Below are 16,071 nucleotides of genomic sequence, written 5' to 3' on the forward strand. Positions count from 1 at the left end.
CCGCGACGCTGTGACAGAACAGCATCGCGACACGGGTCAGAAAAAAGTGGAGCCGGCGGGAATCGAACCCGCGTCCGATCGTGTGGAGCCAGGGCTTCTCCGGGCGCAGTTCGTGAAGGCGTGTTCTCAGTCCCGACGCTCGCACGAACACGTCGTCGACAGACTCAGTCACTCTGAGGTGTTCATCCGCCCCCGGTGACGAGGGACGGCAGCAGTGGCTCCTTAGATGATGGAACGATCCGGGTCAGGAGCACCCCCGGGGTTCCAGACTGCTGTCGCTGATCAGGCAGCGAGAGCGAAGTCAGTGCGCTTAGGTTCGGCACTTATTGGTTTCCAGAGGACATTAACGAGATGACTCTGGTTTCTCGGCCCGCTTCCCCTGCCTGGACAACGACCGTCGAAACCGATCGGCCCCCTGGCGTGGAGTCGCTGGTGGCGGCAGGGCCGCCTCGCACGCGATATCGAGTTGTCAATCGGGACGTTCCCGCGGGAACGTCCGTCCACGGTCACACCACACTACAACGCACTGCTGGGCTGCCCAAGCGATTATCGGGACGCTCACTCCCGGGCCCGTTCCAGGAATACCGCAGGCAGAGATCGCCCGAGTGACCCGCGACCGCTGGACACCGCTGAAACGGATTGCGGGCCCCGCCGCTGACCACACAGGTGAGGCCCGCCGGCGCCGACGCCGTCAGTCGCCCAGTCGCAGGGCGACCAGCAGTCCCGGGTCGGAATCGAGGTAGACCACGGGGACCGCCGATACCGTGATCTGTGCGTCCGGGGAGTGTGTCCAGGCCGCCGTGCATGTCACAGGCGACGTCGTGCGCGCCGGCATCGGGCCGTCACAGCCCGACACCGTCATCTCACCCTCGAGCGGGACGTAGCCGCCGCCCGAGTTCACGGTGGTGTCGACCGCTGCGATGAGTTCCTCCTCGGTGAGGTCGGAAGAACCGAACATGCTGCCCTGGCCGACGCCGACGAGCTGGTTCGCGGGATCGGTGATGGCCTGTACAGTCGACGCGTCCAGGCCGTTGCCGACGCTCACAATCATCGCCGGCTGTCCCTCCTTCTCCCAGCCGGACGGTGCGCGCACCCCGTAGACGGTCAGCTCACCGGATGTCTGTCCACCCTCCATCGGCGGTGTGCCGCTGCAATGCAAGGGCGCATCCTGCTCCCACCGCAGATCGCCCTCGCATGAGGCGTCCTTGATGCCGGCGTCCGTCAAAGCGGCTGCAGTCTTCTCAGCGTCGAGCGTCCAGGTCTTGGTGGAGGTATCCACTGTGTCGTTCAGACCCTCGGTCACGAAGAGAACCAGCGGCATGACTCCCGCCGTGCCGGTCTCCTCGGCACCGCCACCATCGGACGACTCCTCACCGCCACCATCAGACGAATCATCGCTGCCCGCATCGGACGACTCATCGCCGCCACCAGACGCGTCTCCGCCCTGATCTGAGGCAGCGGGCGGGTCGGCAGTCGGTTCCTCAGTGGGTGTGCAGGCGGCAAGCCCACCGACCGTGAGCATTGCGGCACAGCACACACCACCCATGGACGTGGCAATCCGGGTGGTGAGAATGGTGCGTCGGGTGGCGGTCATGTCTCCCCCTGGGTTGTCGACGAACGCTCAGTCTGTCACATCACACATAGCGCGCCCGAAAACGGGAGCACCGGGTGCCAGTCTCGCTACAGGGGGCGACACCGGGACGACGTGGTCGCCGTGGTGCCCGACGGGTCAGACCAGCTCGCGCTGACGCATGGCGCGCTGCGCCTCGCGCAGGTCCTGCTTCTCGCGCAGAGTCTGGCGCTTGTCCCATTCCTTCTTGCCGCGGGCGAGTGCGATGACCACCTTCGCGTGCGAGCCTAGGAAGTACATCTCCAGGGGCACGATCGTGTACCCCTTCTCGCGTGTCTTCCCGGCGAGTTTGTCAATCTCGCGACGGTGCAGCAGCAGCTTGCGTTTGCGTCGCGCGGCGTGGTTCGTCCAGGTGCCCTTGACGTAGGGGGCGATGTGCACGGCATCCATCCACATCTCCCCTCCCTCGATGAAGCAGTAGCCATCCACGAGGGATGCTCCGCGATCGCGCAGAGACTTCACTTCGGTGCCGGTCAACACGATTCCGGCTTCGTAGGTGTCGTCGATGTGGTAGTCGTGCCGGGCCTTCTTGTTCGAGGCGATCAGCTGTTTGCGGGGAGCATCCGACGGCGCAGCCTGTGCGGCATTCTTCTTGGCCATCAACTTCTCTCCGTTCTTTGTGTGCTGTCCTGCGCTCCCCCGCCCGGGCGCAGCGGGCACCCCACTCTAGAACCTTGGCGACGGTCAGGCGAGCGAATACTCGTGATCATCCGCGCCATGCGGCACGAGTCGCGGAGGTCCCGCAGCGCCAGGTCGGTCCACCCCAGCCCCACACGCCTGGATCAGACGTACTTCAGAGGATTGACGGCGGTTCCGTCTTCGTGAATCTCGAAGTGCAGGTGGCACCCGGTTGAGGAACCCGTGGTGCCGACGTAACCGACGGTCGTACCAGCGGAGACCTTCTGCCCCGGCGAGGCCGCATACCCCTGCAGGTGGTGGTAGGAACTGGTGATGAGCTTGCCGTTGCGTATGCCATGGCTGACGATCACCTTTTTCCCGGCGCGGGAATTGGAGGTGTTCTGCAGAACACGGCCAGACGCAGTCGATTTGACTGGTACGCCGCAGGCAACAGGGAAGTCGATGCCCGAGTGGAACTTGCGGGTGTGGAACACCGGATGGAATCGCCAACCGAATCGCGAGCTCACGCGCCCCGGCACGGGCCGTACGAACCCACCGCTGTTGCTCGCCTCCTCATCCACCTCTGGATCGGCGGCGTTGTTGTTGTCGTTGTTGTTGCTCTGGGCCAGCCGCGCTCGCTCTTCGCGTGCAAGCGTCTCGATCTCCTCATCAAGCTCAGAACCACGGCTTTCGAGGTTGTCCTGATCGCCCTGATACTTGCTGCGCTTGGCCTCGAGGTCGTCCTTCTGCTGCTTCTGGTCGTCGTAGAGTTTGTCCAGGTCGTCCTTCGCGTCCTGCGCGGCCTGTGTTGCGTCCTTCTTACGCTGCAGTGCCTCTTCGGCCTCCTGCTTGAGATCCTTGATCTCCTCGCGCACCGCGATCAGTCGATCTTCAGCATTGACGTTCACGGCCTGATCCGTGCGCAGCTGCCCGAGCCGGGTGCCCTGGGACTCGAGGGTGAGCCGGTAATTCATCGAACGGTCCACGGTGTCCTGGGGTGAGCTAGAGCCGACGAACACCGACGCCGGGCTGGGCGGACCTCCGCCCTTGTATGCGGAGATCGCCACCTGCGCGAGCTCCTTGTCCGAAGCGTCCACTTCCTCCTGGCCGGAGGAGACCTCTCCGCTCAGCCGTTTCTCTTCCGCTTCAGCATCACCCAGGCGGCGCCCCACACGGGCGTCTTCATCTTCCGCCTCCTTCTGCTCGGCGCGCGCGTCCTCAAGGTCCTGCTGAGCCTGCGGGATCTTCATCTCCGTCTCCGCCAGGTCCAGGTAGGTCTGCGCAAGGTCCTCGTTGACACCGTCGAGCTCAATCCGCAGGTCTTCGAGCTGCTGGTTGATGCTCTCACGCTCCTTCATCTTGTCTTCCTTGGAGCCGTCGGCCAGTGCCGCGGGCGCGCCAAGCAGCAGCGCCTGCCCGACCATGACAGCGGCAGCACCGAAGGCCAGCAGGGAGCGATGGGGGAACCGAGGCATACTCACACCTTCAGATAGCGGTTGAGGGAGACGACACTGGAGCTGATCGAGAGGGCCGCGCCAAGGGCGATCAAGATCGGCGCAGCCCAGATCAGATCGAACGTACCGACCGAGACGATCTGCTTTCCGAGCGTCGGTACCAGCCAGCCCTGCACAATGTACTCCAGCCCCAACCACAGCAGGCCGGAGGCGATCAGCGCGCCGATGATGGCTGCAACGGCGCCCTCCAGCAGGAACGGCGCACGGATGAACACGTTGGAGGCACCCACCAGGCGCATGATCGCGATCTCTCGGCGCCTGTTCGCCACCGACATGCGGATCGTGGTGGCCACCAGCAGCACCGCAGCGATGAGCATCAATACCGCTAGTCCGAGTGCGAACAGCGTGGACTGATTGAGCACATCGATGAACGGAGCGAACACACTGAGCAGGTCAGTGACCTCGTCCACGCCGTCGCGGCCCTGGAAGAACTGCACCACCGCACGGGAGTCCTCCGCTGAGCTGAGCGTGATGTGGAAGGAGACCGGCATGTCCTCCTCCGTGAAGTCAGCCGCGAACCCCTCCCCCGCGAACTGCTCCTGGTAGATCTTCAGCGCTTCAGCTTGAGATCGCTCGGTGTACGAGGCGACGTACCGGGAGAGTTCCTCGCCTTCCAGCGCATCTCGCACCGACTGGACCTGGGCGTCCGTGGCTGCACCTCCCGCACACGAGGCGGTGGTTGAGTGCGGCGAGCACATATAGATGGTCACCTGGGATTGCTCCACCAGGGTGGCCTTCATATCCATGATCTGCTTCTGCATCAGCAGACCGGTGCCGACAAACGTCAGCGATACGGCAGTCACGATCACCACGGAAATGACCATGGCGATGTTGCGCCACAGTCCCGTGAGGATTTCGGAGAGGATGAACCGCGCTCTCATCGGCCACCGCCCAGATCGTCGTCGTCCGCCGCGAAGGCAGCCTCCTCTTCACGCACCACGGCGTCGCGATCATCCAGAAGCTGCTCTCCACCGTGGGTGGGACCGTGGCCGGTGGCCTCACTATCCACGTCGGCATCGGACTGGTGCTCCTCACCGTCAGCCTGATGACCTGAGATCACCGATTCCTCGTTCGAGGACTCGTACGCACCATGGGTGTCATCGCGCACCACACGGCCGCCAACCATTTCCACCACGCGTCGGCGCATGCGGTTGACGGCGTTGCGATCATGGGTGGCCATCACGACCGTGGTTCCGCGGTCATTGATCTCGTCGAGCAGATCCAGGATTCCTTCCGCGGTGGCGGGATCGAGGTTACCGGTGGGCTCGTCACACAGCAGGATCGACGGCCGGTTGACGTAGGCGCGGGCAATCGCGACACGCTGCTGCTCACCACCGGAGAGCTCATGGGGCATACGTCGGCCCTTGTCTTCAAGGCCCACCATCTCCAGCATCTCCGGCACGAGTCGACGCACGACACGGCGGGGGGTACCGATCACGGCGAGGGCGAACTCAATGTTCTGGTACGCCGTCTTGGAGGGCAGGAGGCGGAAGTCCTGGAACACCATGCCGATGTCACGGCGCAGCGACGGGACCTTCCATGAGGGGATCCGGGAGAGGTCCTTACCGGCGACGAACACCTTGCCCGTGGTCGGCGCAGTCTCCTTGAGCACGAGTCGCATCAGGGTGGATTTACCGGATCCGGAGGCTCCGACGAGGAACACGAACTCCCCGCGCTCGAACTCCATGTCGATGTCCGTGAGAGCGGGGTGGCTGCCGCGCAGATACGTCTTGGAGACGTTGTCGTATCGGATCACTCAGGCGCCTAGGTGGTCGGGGAAGTCTGCCGACCACAATCTATGGCGCGTGCGCGCGGAACGCTGTGACCCACGTGGGCGCGGGCGGTCAAACCTTGGTCAAATCTGCGTTCGCATCCGTCGCGGCTGACGGGTGATGTGTGCACGCCGACAAGCGATCCACGTCGCACGACGGGCGACGCACGGAGCCGACCAACGATGCGTGCCGAGCAACGGGCGATGCGTGACGCGCGACGTGTGCCGCACGACGGTGGTCAGTAGTGATCAGTCCTCAGACTTCGCCTGTTCGGCGCGCCAGCGGATGCCCGCATCGATGAACGCATCGATCTCGCCGTCGAACACCGAGGACGGGTTGCCCTCCTGGTATTCGGTGCGCAGATCCTTCACCATCTGGTAGGGGTTCATCACGTAGGAGCGCATCTGGTCACCCCAGCTGGCCTTCACATCACCGGCGAGCTCCTTGCGCTTGGCATCCTCCTCCTGCTTCTTGACCAGCAGCAGGCGGGACTGCATGACGCGCAATGCGGCGGCGCGGTTCTGGATCTGCGATTTCTCGTCCTGCATCGAGACGACGATGCCGGTGGGGATATGGGTCATGCGCACCGCGGAGTCCGTGGTGTTCACGGACTGGCCGCCGGGCCCGGAGGAGCGGAACACGTCGATCTTCAGCTCGTTCTCGGGGATCTCGATGTGATCGGTGGATTCGATCAGCGGGATCACTTCGACGGCGGCGAACGAGGTCTGGCGGCGGCCCTGGTTGTCGAAGGGGCTGATGCGCACCAGTCGGTGGGTGCCGCCTTCGACGGACAGCGTGCCGTAGGCGAAGGGAGCGGAGATCTCGAAGGTCACGGACTTCAGGCCGGCTTCTTCGGCGTAGGAGGTGTCCATCACCTTGCTGGGGTAGCCGTGGCGTTCTGCCCAGCGCAGGTACATACGCAGCAGCATTTCCGCGAAGTCAGCGGCATCGACTCCGCCAGCGCCAGCGCGGATGGTGACCACGGCGTTGCGCTCGTCGTATTCGCCGGACAGGAGTGTGCGCACCTCGAGCTCGTTGAGGGATGTGCGGATCGCCCCATACTCATGCTCGGCCTCGGCCAGCGTGTCGGCATCAGACTCCTCAGCGGCAAGCTCCACCATGACTTCGAGGTCGTCGATACGCTGGGCGAGCTCGCCGATGCGTCGGCGCTCGGCCTGCGCATGGGAGAGCGCAGCGGTGACTTGCTGGGCGTTGTCAACGTCATCCCACAGATCGGGGGCAGAGGCATCCTTCTCCAACTGCGCGATGCGAGCATCGAGCGCGTCGACGTCGGTCACCTGCTCGATCGATGACAGGGTCGAGCGCAGGTGCGGGATCTCTTCGGAGAAGTCGATGGTGGCCACGAGGAGCGATTCTACGGCAGGGCCGCAGCTGCGACTCCGGCTTTCTCCCTCTGCGGCGCGGCGAACGATCAGCTGGCGCGGGCCTGCCCGGTGACCTGCAACGGAATGCTGACATCTGCTCCCTGCAGGAACCACCCCAGCAGCGGCGGGTGCGTGCCGGCGCTGACTTTCAGACGCACGGTGCCGTCGTTGCCCACCTCGAAGGAGTCAATGCTCACGTCGTGCAGCCGTCGCTCACTGAACGGGTACTCCGCCAGATGCTCCGCGGCGATCTGCCGGGCCTGCGTCGGGCTGACCGCAGAGTTGACCTGATCGTCATAGATTCCTTCGGGAGTCAGCGCCTGGCTCGCGGCGAGCGCCGCGGTATCCGCGGCATGCTGGAGACCGTTGCGCTCCAGGTGCACGCCAGTGACCGCACCACCCATGGCCATCACCATGAGGATCACCACGAGCACGCCGATCAGGAGCACGGTGATCGTGCCGGAGTCGTCCACGAACCGGTGGCGCAGCCTGCTGACGGCGTGGACGGCGCTCATGGTGCGAGTCCTCGATGACGGTCAACCCGCACGACATGGTCAGAGCCGACGGTGACTGGCCCGGCCTTGCCGAGCACGGGGCCGAGTCCCGGCACAGGCACGGGGATGCGCACGACGGCACGTACTGTTCCGCCGGGCGCGGCGCAGGGGTCGAGGCTGCAGCTGATGTCGACCACATCGGCATCGGTATGCAGGCCGTAGTCCTCGAGCACCATCGTGGTGTGTGCGGCGGACTGTGCCGCAGCTTCGGTCGGATCTGCCACGGCGGCGTGGATGCGTGCGGAGTCCCGCGCTATGACGTCGGCGGCGAAGACGGCGGACTGGACGGACCCGAGCGTGAGCACCAGGTAGAGGCTCGGAATCAGGAGAACGACGGCGAGCACGACGAACTCCACCACAGCATTGCCGTCGTCATCGCGCAGTTGCGGCTGACGGCGGAGCTGGCGGAGGTCTGTGCGCAGGCTCATGCGGCGCCTCATTCCCAGGACTCCTCATCGAGTGCACGTCCCTGCACGCTGAGTCCGCCGGCGGGGCCGATGAGGCCGACGAGTGGCAGTGTTGCTGTCACGTCGACCGTGATCACATTGCCGTCGACTGTGGCCGAGGTGCTTGCATGGAAACCGCTTCCGAATCGAGCTTCGATGAGGTCGTGCGCACGGGCCGCCCCATCGTCCGGGCTGGCACCCACTGATGCGGCGTGATGCGCGCCCTGCACGGCGGCGTCGATGAGCAGGTTGCGGGTATGCAGCGTCACGGCCGCTTGGATCACGAGCACAGCGATGAGCATCAGCAGCGCAGCGACGAGCGGAAACTCGACCACTGCCGATCCGCGGTCGGAACGCAGCGCAGTCCGCAGCCTGCGGCGACTGCACCGGTGCCCGAACGCGTCGCCTGACATGGCGGCCGGATCAGCCACGCTGCCCAAGGCCGTTCGTGCGGCTGGCGCCTCAGATCGTGGGCGCCGATCGGGATTACTCACCCGATGTCCTGCTGGAGGAACGGCGCCATCGCATTGTTGAAGATCTGGATCAGTTGATCGCTGGCCACAGCCCACAGTGCGATCACGATCGCAGCAGTCATGAGCGTGATGAGCACCCAGCCAGGCACGTCTCCTCGTTCGGAGGCGAGACGCTGCAACAGGCGACGATGGATCGACATGGTCATACTCCTTCAGAATCGGTGAGGTATCGGATTCGGCGGATTGTTGGATTCGGTCGGTTCTCGACGACGGTCGATGGGGCAGTCAGGTCGGTGACATGCAGGTCGGTCTCCATGCGCAGCGGATCAGAGCGTTATCTCAAGAACAGCGAGCCCCGGGAACAACGCGAAAACGATCACGAGCGGCATCACCAGGAAAACGACCGGGACGAGCATGAAGATCTCGCGTCGCCCAGCGGTCTCCAGCAGGTCTCGTTTAGCGGCTTCCCGCGCGTCCTGCGCCTGGGCACGCAGGACATCGGCGAGCGGCGTGCCCCGTTCGAGCGCAACAGCGACACCATCCCCAAAACGCGTGATGGCCTGCAGGGGGCTGCGATCGCTCAACGCAGCGAGCGCCTGCGACGCAGTGGACCCGGCGCGAATCTCAGCAACGGTGGTGGCGAGCTCGTCCGGCAATGCGCCACGTGAAGAGCGCGCCACGCGCTCCATCGCCGCCAATGGACTCTCCCCGGCCGCAACGGCGAGGGCAAGCAGATCAGCGACCGTGGGGAACTCTCGTGCCATGCGTGAGGCACGCCGACGGATCTGGGCGGAGAGCACGTAGTCCCGCCCGAGCACTCCGGCCAGGGTTCCCAGCACGACGATCATGAGTCCCAGCAACGGGCTCGCCCCCCGGGCGAGGATGGCCGTGATGGCGGTGGCGAGGCCAGCCACGGAACCGATCACGCCCAGGAGCACCTGCTCCATGCGGAAGGCGTCCACGCTTGTGCGGCCACCTGCGAGCCGGAGTCGCCGCTCCAGCTGCTCTCTGCCGCCGGTGAGCCGCTCGAGAATACCGATCGTTTTCTCGGCCACAGGGCCCATCACGAGCACCAGGCCACGCCGTATCCGCCCAGAGCGGGGCGCGGTCGTCTCGAGCACGCTGTGCTGATGACCTCGCAGATACGGGTCAATTCGACGTGCAGGGTCGGGGCGGCGTGCACGCAGATGCGCCTGGGCGATCAGCAGGATTCCGGTTGCTGCGAGGAGACCGAGCAGGGCGCCGAGCAGGGGAGCTGATGTGTCTGTCATCGAAGCACCCGCTCATCCTGGGGAAGCCGCGCGATGAGCAGCATGACGCGGTAGGCGAGCAAGGACACGACGGCGCCGATCAGGATGAGCGCGGCCCCGGCACTCGTGTCGTATGCCTCGGCCGCCTGCGGACGGGTCGACATGAGGGCGAGCACCGCCCAGGGAGCAACGAGCGCGAGACGCGCAGCGTTGACTGTCCAGGACTGCCTGGCCTCCAGCTCAGCGCGGGTGCGGGCATCTTCACGCAGAAATGCGGACAGGGTGCGCAGTAGAACGCCAAGGTCAGTGCCGCCCACATCCCGGGTAATGCGCAGTGCTTCGACGATTCTGTCGCCGACGGGATCGGCCAGGCGCTGCTTGAGCAGATCCAGGGACCCGGCGAAATCTCCGCTGGCGCGGTGATCGCGAGCGAACTCCTGGAAGGCGGGTCGCAGCGCCTCCGGGCCTCGCTCCCCCAGCTGCCCGAGAGCCTCCGGCAGAGACATTCCCGCACGAATCGCTGAGGCCACATGATCCACGGCCTCGGGCCATACTTCCCGCAGCGAATGCGAGCGCCGACGGGCGGCGGCCCTGAGGACCAGCAGTGGGAGCGGCACGACGGCGAGTCCGAGTGCGAGGGATGGAACGGTCGCCGCAGAGACAGTCCAGATAACGGCAGCCACCAGCAGTCCGAGTCCGGCACTGAGCGCGGGAACCGCCCACGCCGGCACGGAGCCGAGCCCCACACGGACCAGGTCCTCGCGCACCCGCTGCATTGGTCCGCTCATGGTCCGGGAGTGCTGTTCCGGCGACGTGGGCCACATCGACCACCACAGGCTCAGCAACCCGAGCCCGCCGATGAGCCCGACGACGCCGCCCGCGATCATGCTGCTGCCTCCGTGCCCAACAGGTCGCGAAGATCATGGCCGCAGCGGCTGAACCGCTCAGGATGCGGCGGCATGCCAGCGCCGCGCACAAGTCGTCCATGGCGGCTCACGAACAGTTCGGCGGTCTCGATCACGCCGTTCTCCGCCCGGCCGGGCAGCGCGACGATCTCGCGCACGCTGCGATGCCCGTCGGCACTGATGTCGAGGTGCACGACGATGTCGATCGCGCTGGCAACCGTGGGTACGACGAACGACGAGGAGACGTTCTCTCCGGCGAGCAACGGCAGCGTGCACAGCTTCGCCACCGCATCGCGTGCGGAGTTCGCATGCAGGCTTGCCATGCCGGGCAGCCCGCTGTTCAGGGCGAGCAGCATGTCCAGGCATTCCGCCTCACGCACCTCGCCAACGATGATGCGGCTGGGGCGCATCCGCAAAGACTCCTTCACCAGACGGCGCATGGTGATCTCCCCGGTGCCCTCGAGACTCTCTTGTCGGGTCTGCATCGCCACCACGTCTCGTAAGGCGAGGTCCAGCTCGAAGACCTCTTCAATCGTGACGACACGTTCACGCGGACCGACGGAGGAGGCGAGGCACCGCAGCAGCGTGGTCTTGCCAGCGCCGGTTGCTCCGGACACAACAATGTTGAGGCCGGCGTTGACGGCGGCGTCGAGGAAGGCAGCCGCCTGCCGGTTCATCGAACCGAGCGCCACCATTCCTTCCACGTCGTGGGCGCGGGCGATGAATTTGCGGATGTTCACCGCCCAGTGGCGCCGGGTGACCGAGGGAATGACGACATGCAAACGGGACCCGTCGGGCAGCAGGGCGTCAACGAAGGGGCTTGAGAGATCCAAACGTCGGCCACTGCTGACGAGCATCCGCTCGACGATGCCGCGGACCTGCGCATCATCCAGCACGATCGTGGTCAGCTCACTGCGTCCGTTGCGGCTGACGAACACCTGCGTGGGCGAGTTCAGCCAGATCTCCTCGATCTGCGGATCATCCAGCAGCTCCTGCAGCGGGCCGAAGCCACCGATGCGGGAGGCGACTTCCGCCACCAGTGCGTCTGCATCGCGCAGCGCCGGCACCGAACCGTCGGCGGCGCGATTGTCGTACTCCGTGACCACGTCGCGGATGAGCGGCTCCAGCTGGTCACCACGGATGTCGAGGCCGCGTCGACGAATCAGCTCGCGCGAGCGCTCCTCGATCACCGCGGTCGTATCCATCGTGTCCCCTCCCCCGGGCATCCACTCGGCCGGCTCTGTGCCGCACCTCGATGACGCGGCGCCTGCCTGCCACCGTAGAAGCGCACACCCACCTCCCGCAGGGCAGAGGCGAGGATTGTGGATAACTCCCGCAGATACGCCCGAACCTCGCATTCGTCATGTCGTGAGCCCACCGCGGGCCGTCCTCGTGTCGTGCGTCAGCCGCGTGGCCGAGTGGCAAGGACGTGTCTCGACCGTGCGGGACCGTGCGATCATGGGGCGCGTTGTCCCCTCCCCTGCCCGCTCGGGCATCCCGACAGGAGCTATGCCATGGCGGAGTCCTCCGCGCCGTCCACCCGACGACCCAAAGGCCCGACCCTGAAGTACATGGCCAAGCGCGTGCTGGCCGAGTTCAGCCGCGACGGCGGCACTGATCAGGCCGCCAAACTGACCTACTTCATGGTGCTGTCGATCGCCCCCACCATGCTGGCGCTGTTCTCGATGGCCACCTTGCTGCTGGCCGACATCAAGGATCAGATCGCGCAGCTGATCAAGGACGCGATCACCTCCGGCGCCGGCGGAAGCGGCATGGATATTGGACCCGCCGTGGACTCCACGCTGGATTCGCTGATGGGCTCGGCCACTGGCGGCACTATTGCGCTGATCATCGGTATTGCCACGGCACTGTGGTCAGCCTCGGCCTACGTGAAGGCCTACGCCCGTGTCGCCAACCAGATCTATGAGGTTCCCGAGGGGCGCGGACCGGTGCGGATGAACCTCGCGATGCTTGCCATCACCCTGGTGCTGATCCTTGGGATCCTCACGATCCTGATTTCGGTCCTGCTGAACGAGACCATCGTGGACGGCCTGGTCGCTCCGCTCGCCGGGCCGCTCGGGGCGCAGGGCTTCGTGAGCTTCCTGTCCGGGACGTTCCTACCGTTCTGGGCGTGGCTGAAATGGCCGGTGATCCTGCTGCTCGCCTTCGCGCTGGTGTCGGTGCTGTACTGGGGCGCCCCGAACGTGGATCGGCGCTTCCGTCTGATCTCCCCCGGTGGTGTGTTCGCTGTCCTGGGTATCGCCGTTGCGGCCGTGGCGCTGTCGATCTACATGACCACGGTGGCCAGCTATTCGAGCTACGGCGCGATCGGCGGCATTATGGCGGTGCTGTTCGCTCTGTGGGTGATGAACATCGTGATCATCATGGGAGCGGAGGTCGACGCCGAGTACGAGCGTGCCAGTGAGCTCGAAGCCGGCAAGCCGGCTGAGGCGACCGTCACCGCACCGCTGCGCGACGATACCGGCGCAAAGAAAGCTGCCGCCAAGCATGAGAAGCTCGTGGACGAAGGCCGCGACATCCGCCTGCGCCACCTGCATCGCGACGGCGACGCCTACACGGCAGAAGGCTCCCGCCTGACACCGAGCGGCTCGATCCCGGCAGTCGATCCCGACGCGGAGGCCGCGCAGACGTCACACGAGAAGGACGCGGGCAGGAAGGCCGACGGTCAGGACTCCGCCGGTTCGAGCACCAGTTCCTCGTCAACGGACTGACTCGTCATGTGCGGACGCTTCGCGTTCTTCCAGGAGATCGAGCCCCTGATCGAGGATCTGGGGGCCGTGGATCTGGCTGACCCGCACCTGCGCCAGCGCTGGAACATCCCGCCGACGGCCCCGATCTACGTGGTCACCGAGTCCGTGGATCAGGCGTCTGGCGAGGTGCAGCGGGCGCTGAGAGTCGCTCGCTGGGGTCTGCTGCCGCCGTTCGCGAAGGACGAGTCCTTCTCCTCGCGCACGTTCAACGCGCGCCGCGAGACCCTTGCCGAGAAGCCGAGCTTCCGCGGCAGCCTCGGCCGGTACCGGGCGATCGTGCCCATGGATGGGTACTACGAGTGGGTGCGCGACCCACAAGGCAAGCGCAAGCAGCCGTATTGGATCGCGCCGGCGGACGGCTCACCACTGTATATGGCGGCGCTCGTGTCCTGGTGGAAGGGGGCGGGCGATCACGCCGGTCCGGCCGCATCGCCTGACGGGGAATTCCTGCTGAGCGCCACGATCATCACGCGTGAGGCGACAGGTGATCTCGCCCAGATTCACCACCGCACCCCAGTCATGCTGCGCCGTGAGGCGGTCAATGACTGGCTGGATCCACGGCTGGACGATAGGCGTGCCGCCCAGGCATGGATCCTGGACGATGCGCATCTGCTCCATGACGCCGCGCTCGCACCGCGGGAGGTGGATCCAGCGGTGGGGAAGGTCGGCAACGAGGGCCCCGAACTGCTCGCTGGTCCGCAACGGTTGCTCTAAGCGCCCCCAGGCTGCCCCCACAAGGTCCTCCCGCGGGATGACGTCCTGCGTCAGGCCGCCGTCGTAAGGTCGTGCTCATGTCCGAGCCATCCCCGTCGCCGCGCCGGTCCGCCCTGCCGTGGCGGCGCGTGGATGACGCTTTCCGTTGGGTGATTGAACATCCCGGCACAATCGATGCCGTCGTCTTCGGCACCACCGCTGTACTGATAGCTCTGGCGGGCCTTGCAACAGCACCAACTGCCAGCGCCTGGTGGGCGCTGTTCTCGGTGCCGATGATCGCCGTCGGCGCGATCGGCCGCACCCGCCCCGCCTGGTGCATGACCGTCGTCGCGGTGCTGGCGGTGCTCCACATGGCCGTGCTCATGCCCGTCGTCGTGGGCGACGTGATGACGTTCTATGCGTTCTACTGCGCCGTCGCCTACGGCACCGCCCGTACACACGCGATCGGGGTGGCGCTCGGCATGCTGGGCGTGCTCATGCAGTCGCTGTTCTGGGCAGGCACCCTGCTAACCGACCCTTACGGCGGCCCCGGTGCTGCAGCCGGCATCTTCATCCTGCTGCTCATCACCGGCTCGGTGACGATTCTGGCGATCTGGGCGCTCGCCCGCCTGCAGCATGCCCGCGTGCGACAGCTCGCCCTCAGCCGTGAACGCGCGGAGCAGGCAGTGCGCGAACGCGAGCAGCGCACCGCGCTGGCGGTGGCCGACGAACGCGCCCGTATCGCCCGCGAGATGCACGACGTGGTCGCCCACTCACTATCGGTGATGATCGCGCAGGCTGACGGCGGCCGGTACCTCGCTCAAAAGGACCCGGATGCCGCCGCACAGGTGCTCGGCACCATCGCCGGCACCGGCCGCGCGGCGCTGGCCGACATGCGTTCGCTGCTGGGCGTTCTGCGAGCTGAGGAGGAGACCAGCTTCGGACCGCAGCCGGGGTTGGACCAGATCGGTGAGCTCGCTGGGCGTGTCCGCGCCGCCGGGCTATCGGTCGACCTGCAGATGAGCGAGGGAATCGATCACCTTCCCCAGGCGCTCGGCGTGAGCGTGTTCCGCCTGGTGCAAGAGGCGCTGACCAATGTGATGAAGCATGCCGGCCCCGCGGCGGCCGCGCGCGTGAGCCTGCGTCTGAACGGTCCGTTGCTTGAGGTTGAGGTGCTCGATGATGGCCGTGGTCATGACCCCGATTCCGATGGCCTGGGCCACGGTCTGACTGGGATGCGTGAGCGTGTCTGGGCCTTCGGAGGGGATCTGCAGGTCGGCCCGCTGCCGGGTCGCGGCTATCGCGTTCTCGCCCGTTTTCCCGTTCCTACCGACGGGCTCGTCCCCGCCACCGCCGAGAGGATGATCACTCGATGACCACTACGCCCGCTCCACTGCGCATCGCCCTGGTGGATGACCAGCCACTAGTGCGCACCGGCTTCGCCATGGTGATCGACTCCCAGGACGATCTCGAGGTGGCTGTGCAGGCCTCCGACGGCATCGAGGCTGTGGACCTGCTGCGTTCCCATCGCATCGACGTGGTGCTGATGGATGTGCGGATGCCGCGGATGGACGGTATCGAGGCCACGACACAGATCCTCGCGAATGCCCCTGCCGATCGCGCTCCGAAGGTGATCGTGCTGACCACCTTCGATCTCGACGAGTACGTGGTCGCAGCGATCCGTGCTGGCGCGAGTGGCTTCCTGCTCAAGGATGCGCAGCCGGAGGAGCTGCTCGCGGCGATCCGCACGGTGCACCGTGGCGACGCCGTGATCGCCCCGTCGGCAACCCGTCGGCTGCTGGAGAAAGTGGTTGCCACGCCGGAACCGGAGACGCGTGACAGGTCCGTGCTGGACGCGCTCACCGAGAGGGAGCTCGAGGTGCTGACCCTGATCGGGAAAGGCTGCTCGAATCAGGAGATCTGTGAGCAGCTATTCGTCGCCGAAGCAACCGTGAAGACCCATGTGGGGCGCGTGCTCGCCAAGACCGGCGCCCGTGATCGTGTGCAGGCCGTGATCCTTGCCTTCGAAACAGGTCTGGTCACCCCCGGCTCCTGAATAA

17 protein-coding genes and 1 other RNA gene are annotated in these 16,071 nt (G+C 65.9%); 4 read left to right on the forward strand and 14 right to left on the reverse strand.

The genetic code is table 11. The features are described 5' to 3' along the window. Positions 1-44: 44 nt before the first annotated feature. The 14 genes from ssrA to C8271_RS09695 all read right to left on the reverse strand — a co-directional run bounded on the left by ssrA (position 45) and on the right by C8271_RS09695 (position 11,752). Positions 45-415, reverse strand: a transfer-messenger RNA (tmRNA) gene (ssrA, locus tag C8271_RS09630). A 276-nt stretch (positions 416-691) separates the two neighbouring features. Continuing rightward, positions 692-1,594 carry a hypothetical protein gene (locus C8271_RS09635; protein WP_106507095.1) on the reverse strand — a complete coding sequence of 301 codons (903 nt, stop codon included), beginning with the start codon at positions 1,592-1,594 and terminating at the stop codon, positions 692-694. A gap of 135 nt (positions 1,595-1,729) precedes the next feature. Continuing rightward, positions 1,730-2,230, reverse strand: a complete 501-nt coding sequence (gene smpB, locus C8271_RS09640; RefSeq protein WP_106507096.1) for an SsrA-binding protein SmpB — start codon at positions 2,228-2,230, stop codon at positions 1,730-1,732. A gap of 182 nt (positions 2,231-2,412) precedes the next feature. Continuing rightward, the gene (locus C8271_RS09645; RefSeq protein WP_106507097.1) at positions 2,413-3,723 is read right to left on the reverse strand and encodes a murein hydrolase activator EnvC family protein; all 1,311 of its coding nucleotides are present in this window, start codon (positions 3,721-3,723) and stop codon (positions 2,413-2,415) included. Positions 3,724-3,725: 2 nt separating this feature from the next. Then, entirely contained in the window at positions 3,726-4,643 is a 918-nt protein-coding gene (ftsX, locus tag C8271_RS09650; protein ID WP_106507098.1) for a permease-like cell division protein FtsX, read from the reverse strand. Beyond that, complete coding sequence (gene ftsE / locus C8271_RS09655) at positions 4,640-5,518, reverse strand: cell division ATP-binding protein FtsE (protein WP_106507099.1); 879 nt, start codon at positions 5,516-5,518, stop codon at positions 4,640-4,642. Before ftsE ends, ftsX begins: the two co-directional genes overlap by 4 nt. A gap of 264 nt (positions 5,519-5,782) precedes the next feature. Beyond that, positions 5,783-6,898 carry a peptide chain release factor 2 gene (gene prfB / locus C8271_RS09660; protein ID WP_106507100.1) on the reverse strand — a complete coding sequence of 372 codons (1,116 nt, stop codon included), beginning with the start codon at positions 6,896-6,898 and terminating at the stop codon, positions 5,783-5,785. Between the two features lie 68 nt (positions 6,899-6,966). Next, on the reverse strand, positions 6,967-7,434 hold the full coding sequence (locus tag C8271_RS09665) for a pilus assembly protein TadG-related protein (RefSeq protein ID WP_106507101.1): 468 nt from the start codon (positions 7,432-7,434) through the stop codon (positions 6,967-6,969). After that, the gene (locus C8271_RS09670) at positions 7,431-7,901 is read right to left on the reverse strand and encodes a hypothetical protein (protein WP_106507102.1); all 471 of its coding nucleotides are present in this window, start codon (positions 7,899-7,901) and stop codon (positions 7,431-7,433) included. The genes C8271_RS09665 and C8271_RS09670 overlap by 4 nt, the downstream gene beginning before the upstream one ends. Before the next feature lie 8 nt (positions 7,902-7,909). Next, positions 7,910-8,254: a TadE family protein gene (locus tag C8271_RS09675; protein WP_245921080.1), complete on the reverse strand. Its 345-nt coding sequence runs from the start codon at positions 8,252-8,254 to the stop codon at positions 7,910-7,912. Positions 8,255-8,409: 155 nt separating this feature from the next. Next, positions 8,410-8,598: a hypothetical protein gene (locus tag C8271_RS09680; RefSeq protein ID WP_245921081.1), complete on the reverse strand. Its 189-nt coding sequence runs from the start codon at positions 8,596-8,598 to the stop codon at positions 8,410-8,412. Positions 8,599-8,718: 120 nt separating this feature from the next. Next, complete coding sequence (locus tag C8271_RS09685) at positions 8,719-9,663, reverse strand: type II secretion system F family protein (RefSeq protein ID WP_106507104.1); 945 nt, start codon at positions 9,661-9,663, stop codon at positions 8,719-8,721. Beyond that, positions 9,660-10,529: a type II secretion system F family protein gene (locus C8271_RS09690; protein WP_106507105.1), complete on the reverse strand. Its 870-nt coding sequence runs from the start codon at positions 10,527-10,529 to the stop codon at positions 9,660-9,662. Before C8271_RS09690 ends, C8271_RS09685 begins: the two co-directional genes overlap by 4 nt. Next, positions 10,526-11,752 carry a TadA family conjugal transfer-associated ATPase gene (locus C8271_RS09695; RefSeq protein WP_106507106.1) on the reverse strand — a complete coding sequence of 409 codons (1,227 nt, stop codon included), beginning with the start codon at positions 11,750-11,752 and terminating at the stop codon, positions 10,526-10,528. Before C8271_RS09695 ends, C8271_RS09690 begins: the two co-directional genes overlap by 4 nt. 309 nt (positions 11,753-12,061) lie before the next feature. Here C8271_RS09695 and C8271_RS09700 point away from each other — a divergent pair, with 309 nt between their 5' ends. The 4 genes from C8271_RS09700 (at position 12,062) to C8271_RS09715 (ending at position 16,067) form a co-directional block, all read left to right on the forward strand. Further along, complete coding sequence (locus C8271_RS09700) at positions 12,062-13,279, forward strand: YihY/virulence factor BrkB family protein (protein ID WP_106507107.1); 1,218 nt, start codon at positions 12,062-12,064, stop codon at positions 13,277-13,279. 6 nt (positions 13,280-13,285) lie between these two features. Next, positions 13,286-14,032, forward strand: a complete 747-nt coding sequence (locus C8271_RS09705) for an SOS response-associated peptidase (protein WP_106507108.1) — start codon at positions 13,286-13,288, stop codon at positions 14,030-14,032. Positions 14,033-14,109: 77 nt separating this feature from the next. Continuing rightward, positions 14,110-15,387 carry a sensor histidine kinase gene (locus C8271_RS09710; protein WP_106507109.1) on the forward strand — a complete coding sequence of 426 codons (1,278 nt, stop codon included), beginning with the start codon at positions 14,110-14,112 and terminating at the stop codon, positions 15,385-15,387. After that, positions 15,384-16,067, forward strand: coding sequence for a response regulator (locus tag C8271_RS09715; RefSeq protein ID WP_106507110.1), 684 nt, complete (start codon positions 15,384-15,386; stop codon positions 16,065-16,067). The genes C8271_RS09710 and C8271_RS09715 overlap by 4 nt, the downstream gene beginning before the upstream one ends. The last annotated feature ends 4 nt before the right edge of the window (positions 16,068-16,071 follow it).

This window comes from Brachybacterium timonense, from assembly GCF_900258505.1.
Taxonomy (GTDB): domain Bacteria; phylum Actinomycetota; class Actinomycetes; order Actinomycetales; family Dermabacteraceae; genus Brachybacterium; species Brachybacterium timonense.

Coding starts and splice junctions, on each gene's coding strand:
- C8271_RS09635 (WP_106507095.1), bottom strand. CDS start 1,594: ATGACCGCCACCCGACGCACCATTCTCACCACCCGGATTGCCACGTCC.
- smpB (WP_106507096.1), bottom strand. CDS start 2,230: ATGGCCAAGAAGAATGCCGCACAGGCTGCGCCGTCGGATGCTCCCCGC.
- C8271_RS09645 (WP_106507097.1), bottom strand. CDS start 3,723: ATGCCTCGGTTCCCCCATCGCTCCCTGCTGGCCTTCGGTGCTGCCGCT.
- ftsX (WP_106507098.1), bottom strand. CDS start 4,643: ATGAGAGCGCGGTTCATCCTCTCCGAAATCCTCACGGGACTGTGGCGC.
- C8271_RS09665 (WP_106507101.1), bottom strand. CDS start 7,434: ATGAGCGCCGTCCACGCCGTCAGCAGGCTGCGCCACCGGTTCGTGGAC.
- C8271_RS09670 (WP_106507102.1), bottom strand. CDS start 7,901: ATGAGCCTGCGCACAGACCTCCGCCAGCTCCGCCGTCAGCCGCAACTG.
- C8271_RS09680 (WP_245921081.1), bottom strand. CDS start 8,598: ATGACCATGTCGATCCATCGTCGCCTGTTGCAGCGTCTCGCCTCCGAA.
- C8271_RS09685 (WP_106507104.1), bottom strand. CDS start 9,663: ATGACAGACACATCAGCTCCCCTGCTCGGCGCCCTGCTCGGTCTCCTC.
- C8271_RS09690 (WP_106507105.1), bottom strand. CDS start 10,529: ATGATCGCGGGCGGCGTCGTCGGGCTCATCGGCGGGCTCGGGTTGCTG.
- C8271_RS09695 (WP_106507106.1), bottom strand. CDS start 11,752: ATGGATACGACCGCGGTGATCGAGGAGCGCTCGCGCGAGCTGATTCGT.
- C8271_RS09700 (WP_106507107.1), top strand. CDS start 12,062: ATGGCGGAGTCCTCCGCGCCGTCCACCCGACGACCCAAAGGCCCGACC.
- C8271_RS09705 (WP_106507108.1), top strand. CDS start 13,286: ATGTGCGGACGCTTCGCGTTCTTCCAGGAGATCGAGCCCCTGATCGAG.
- C8271_RS09710 (WP_106507109.1), top strand. CDS start 14,110: ATGTCCGAGCCATCCCCGTCGCCGCGCCGGTCCGCCCTGCCGTGGCGG.
- C8271_RS09715 (WP_106507110.1), top strand. CDS start 15,384: ATGACCACTACGCCCGCTCCACTGCGCATCGCCCTGGTGGATGACCAG.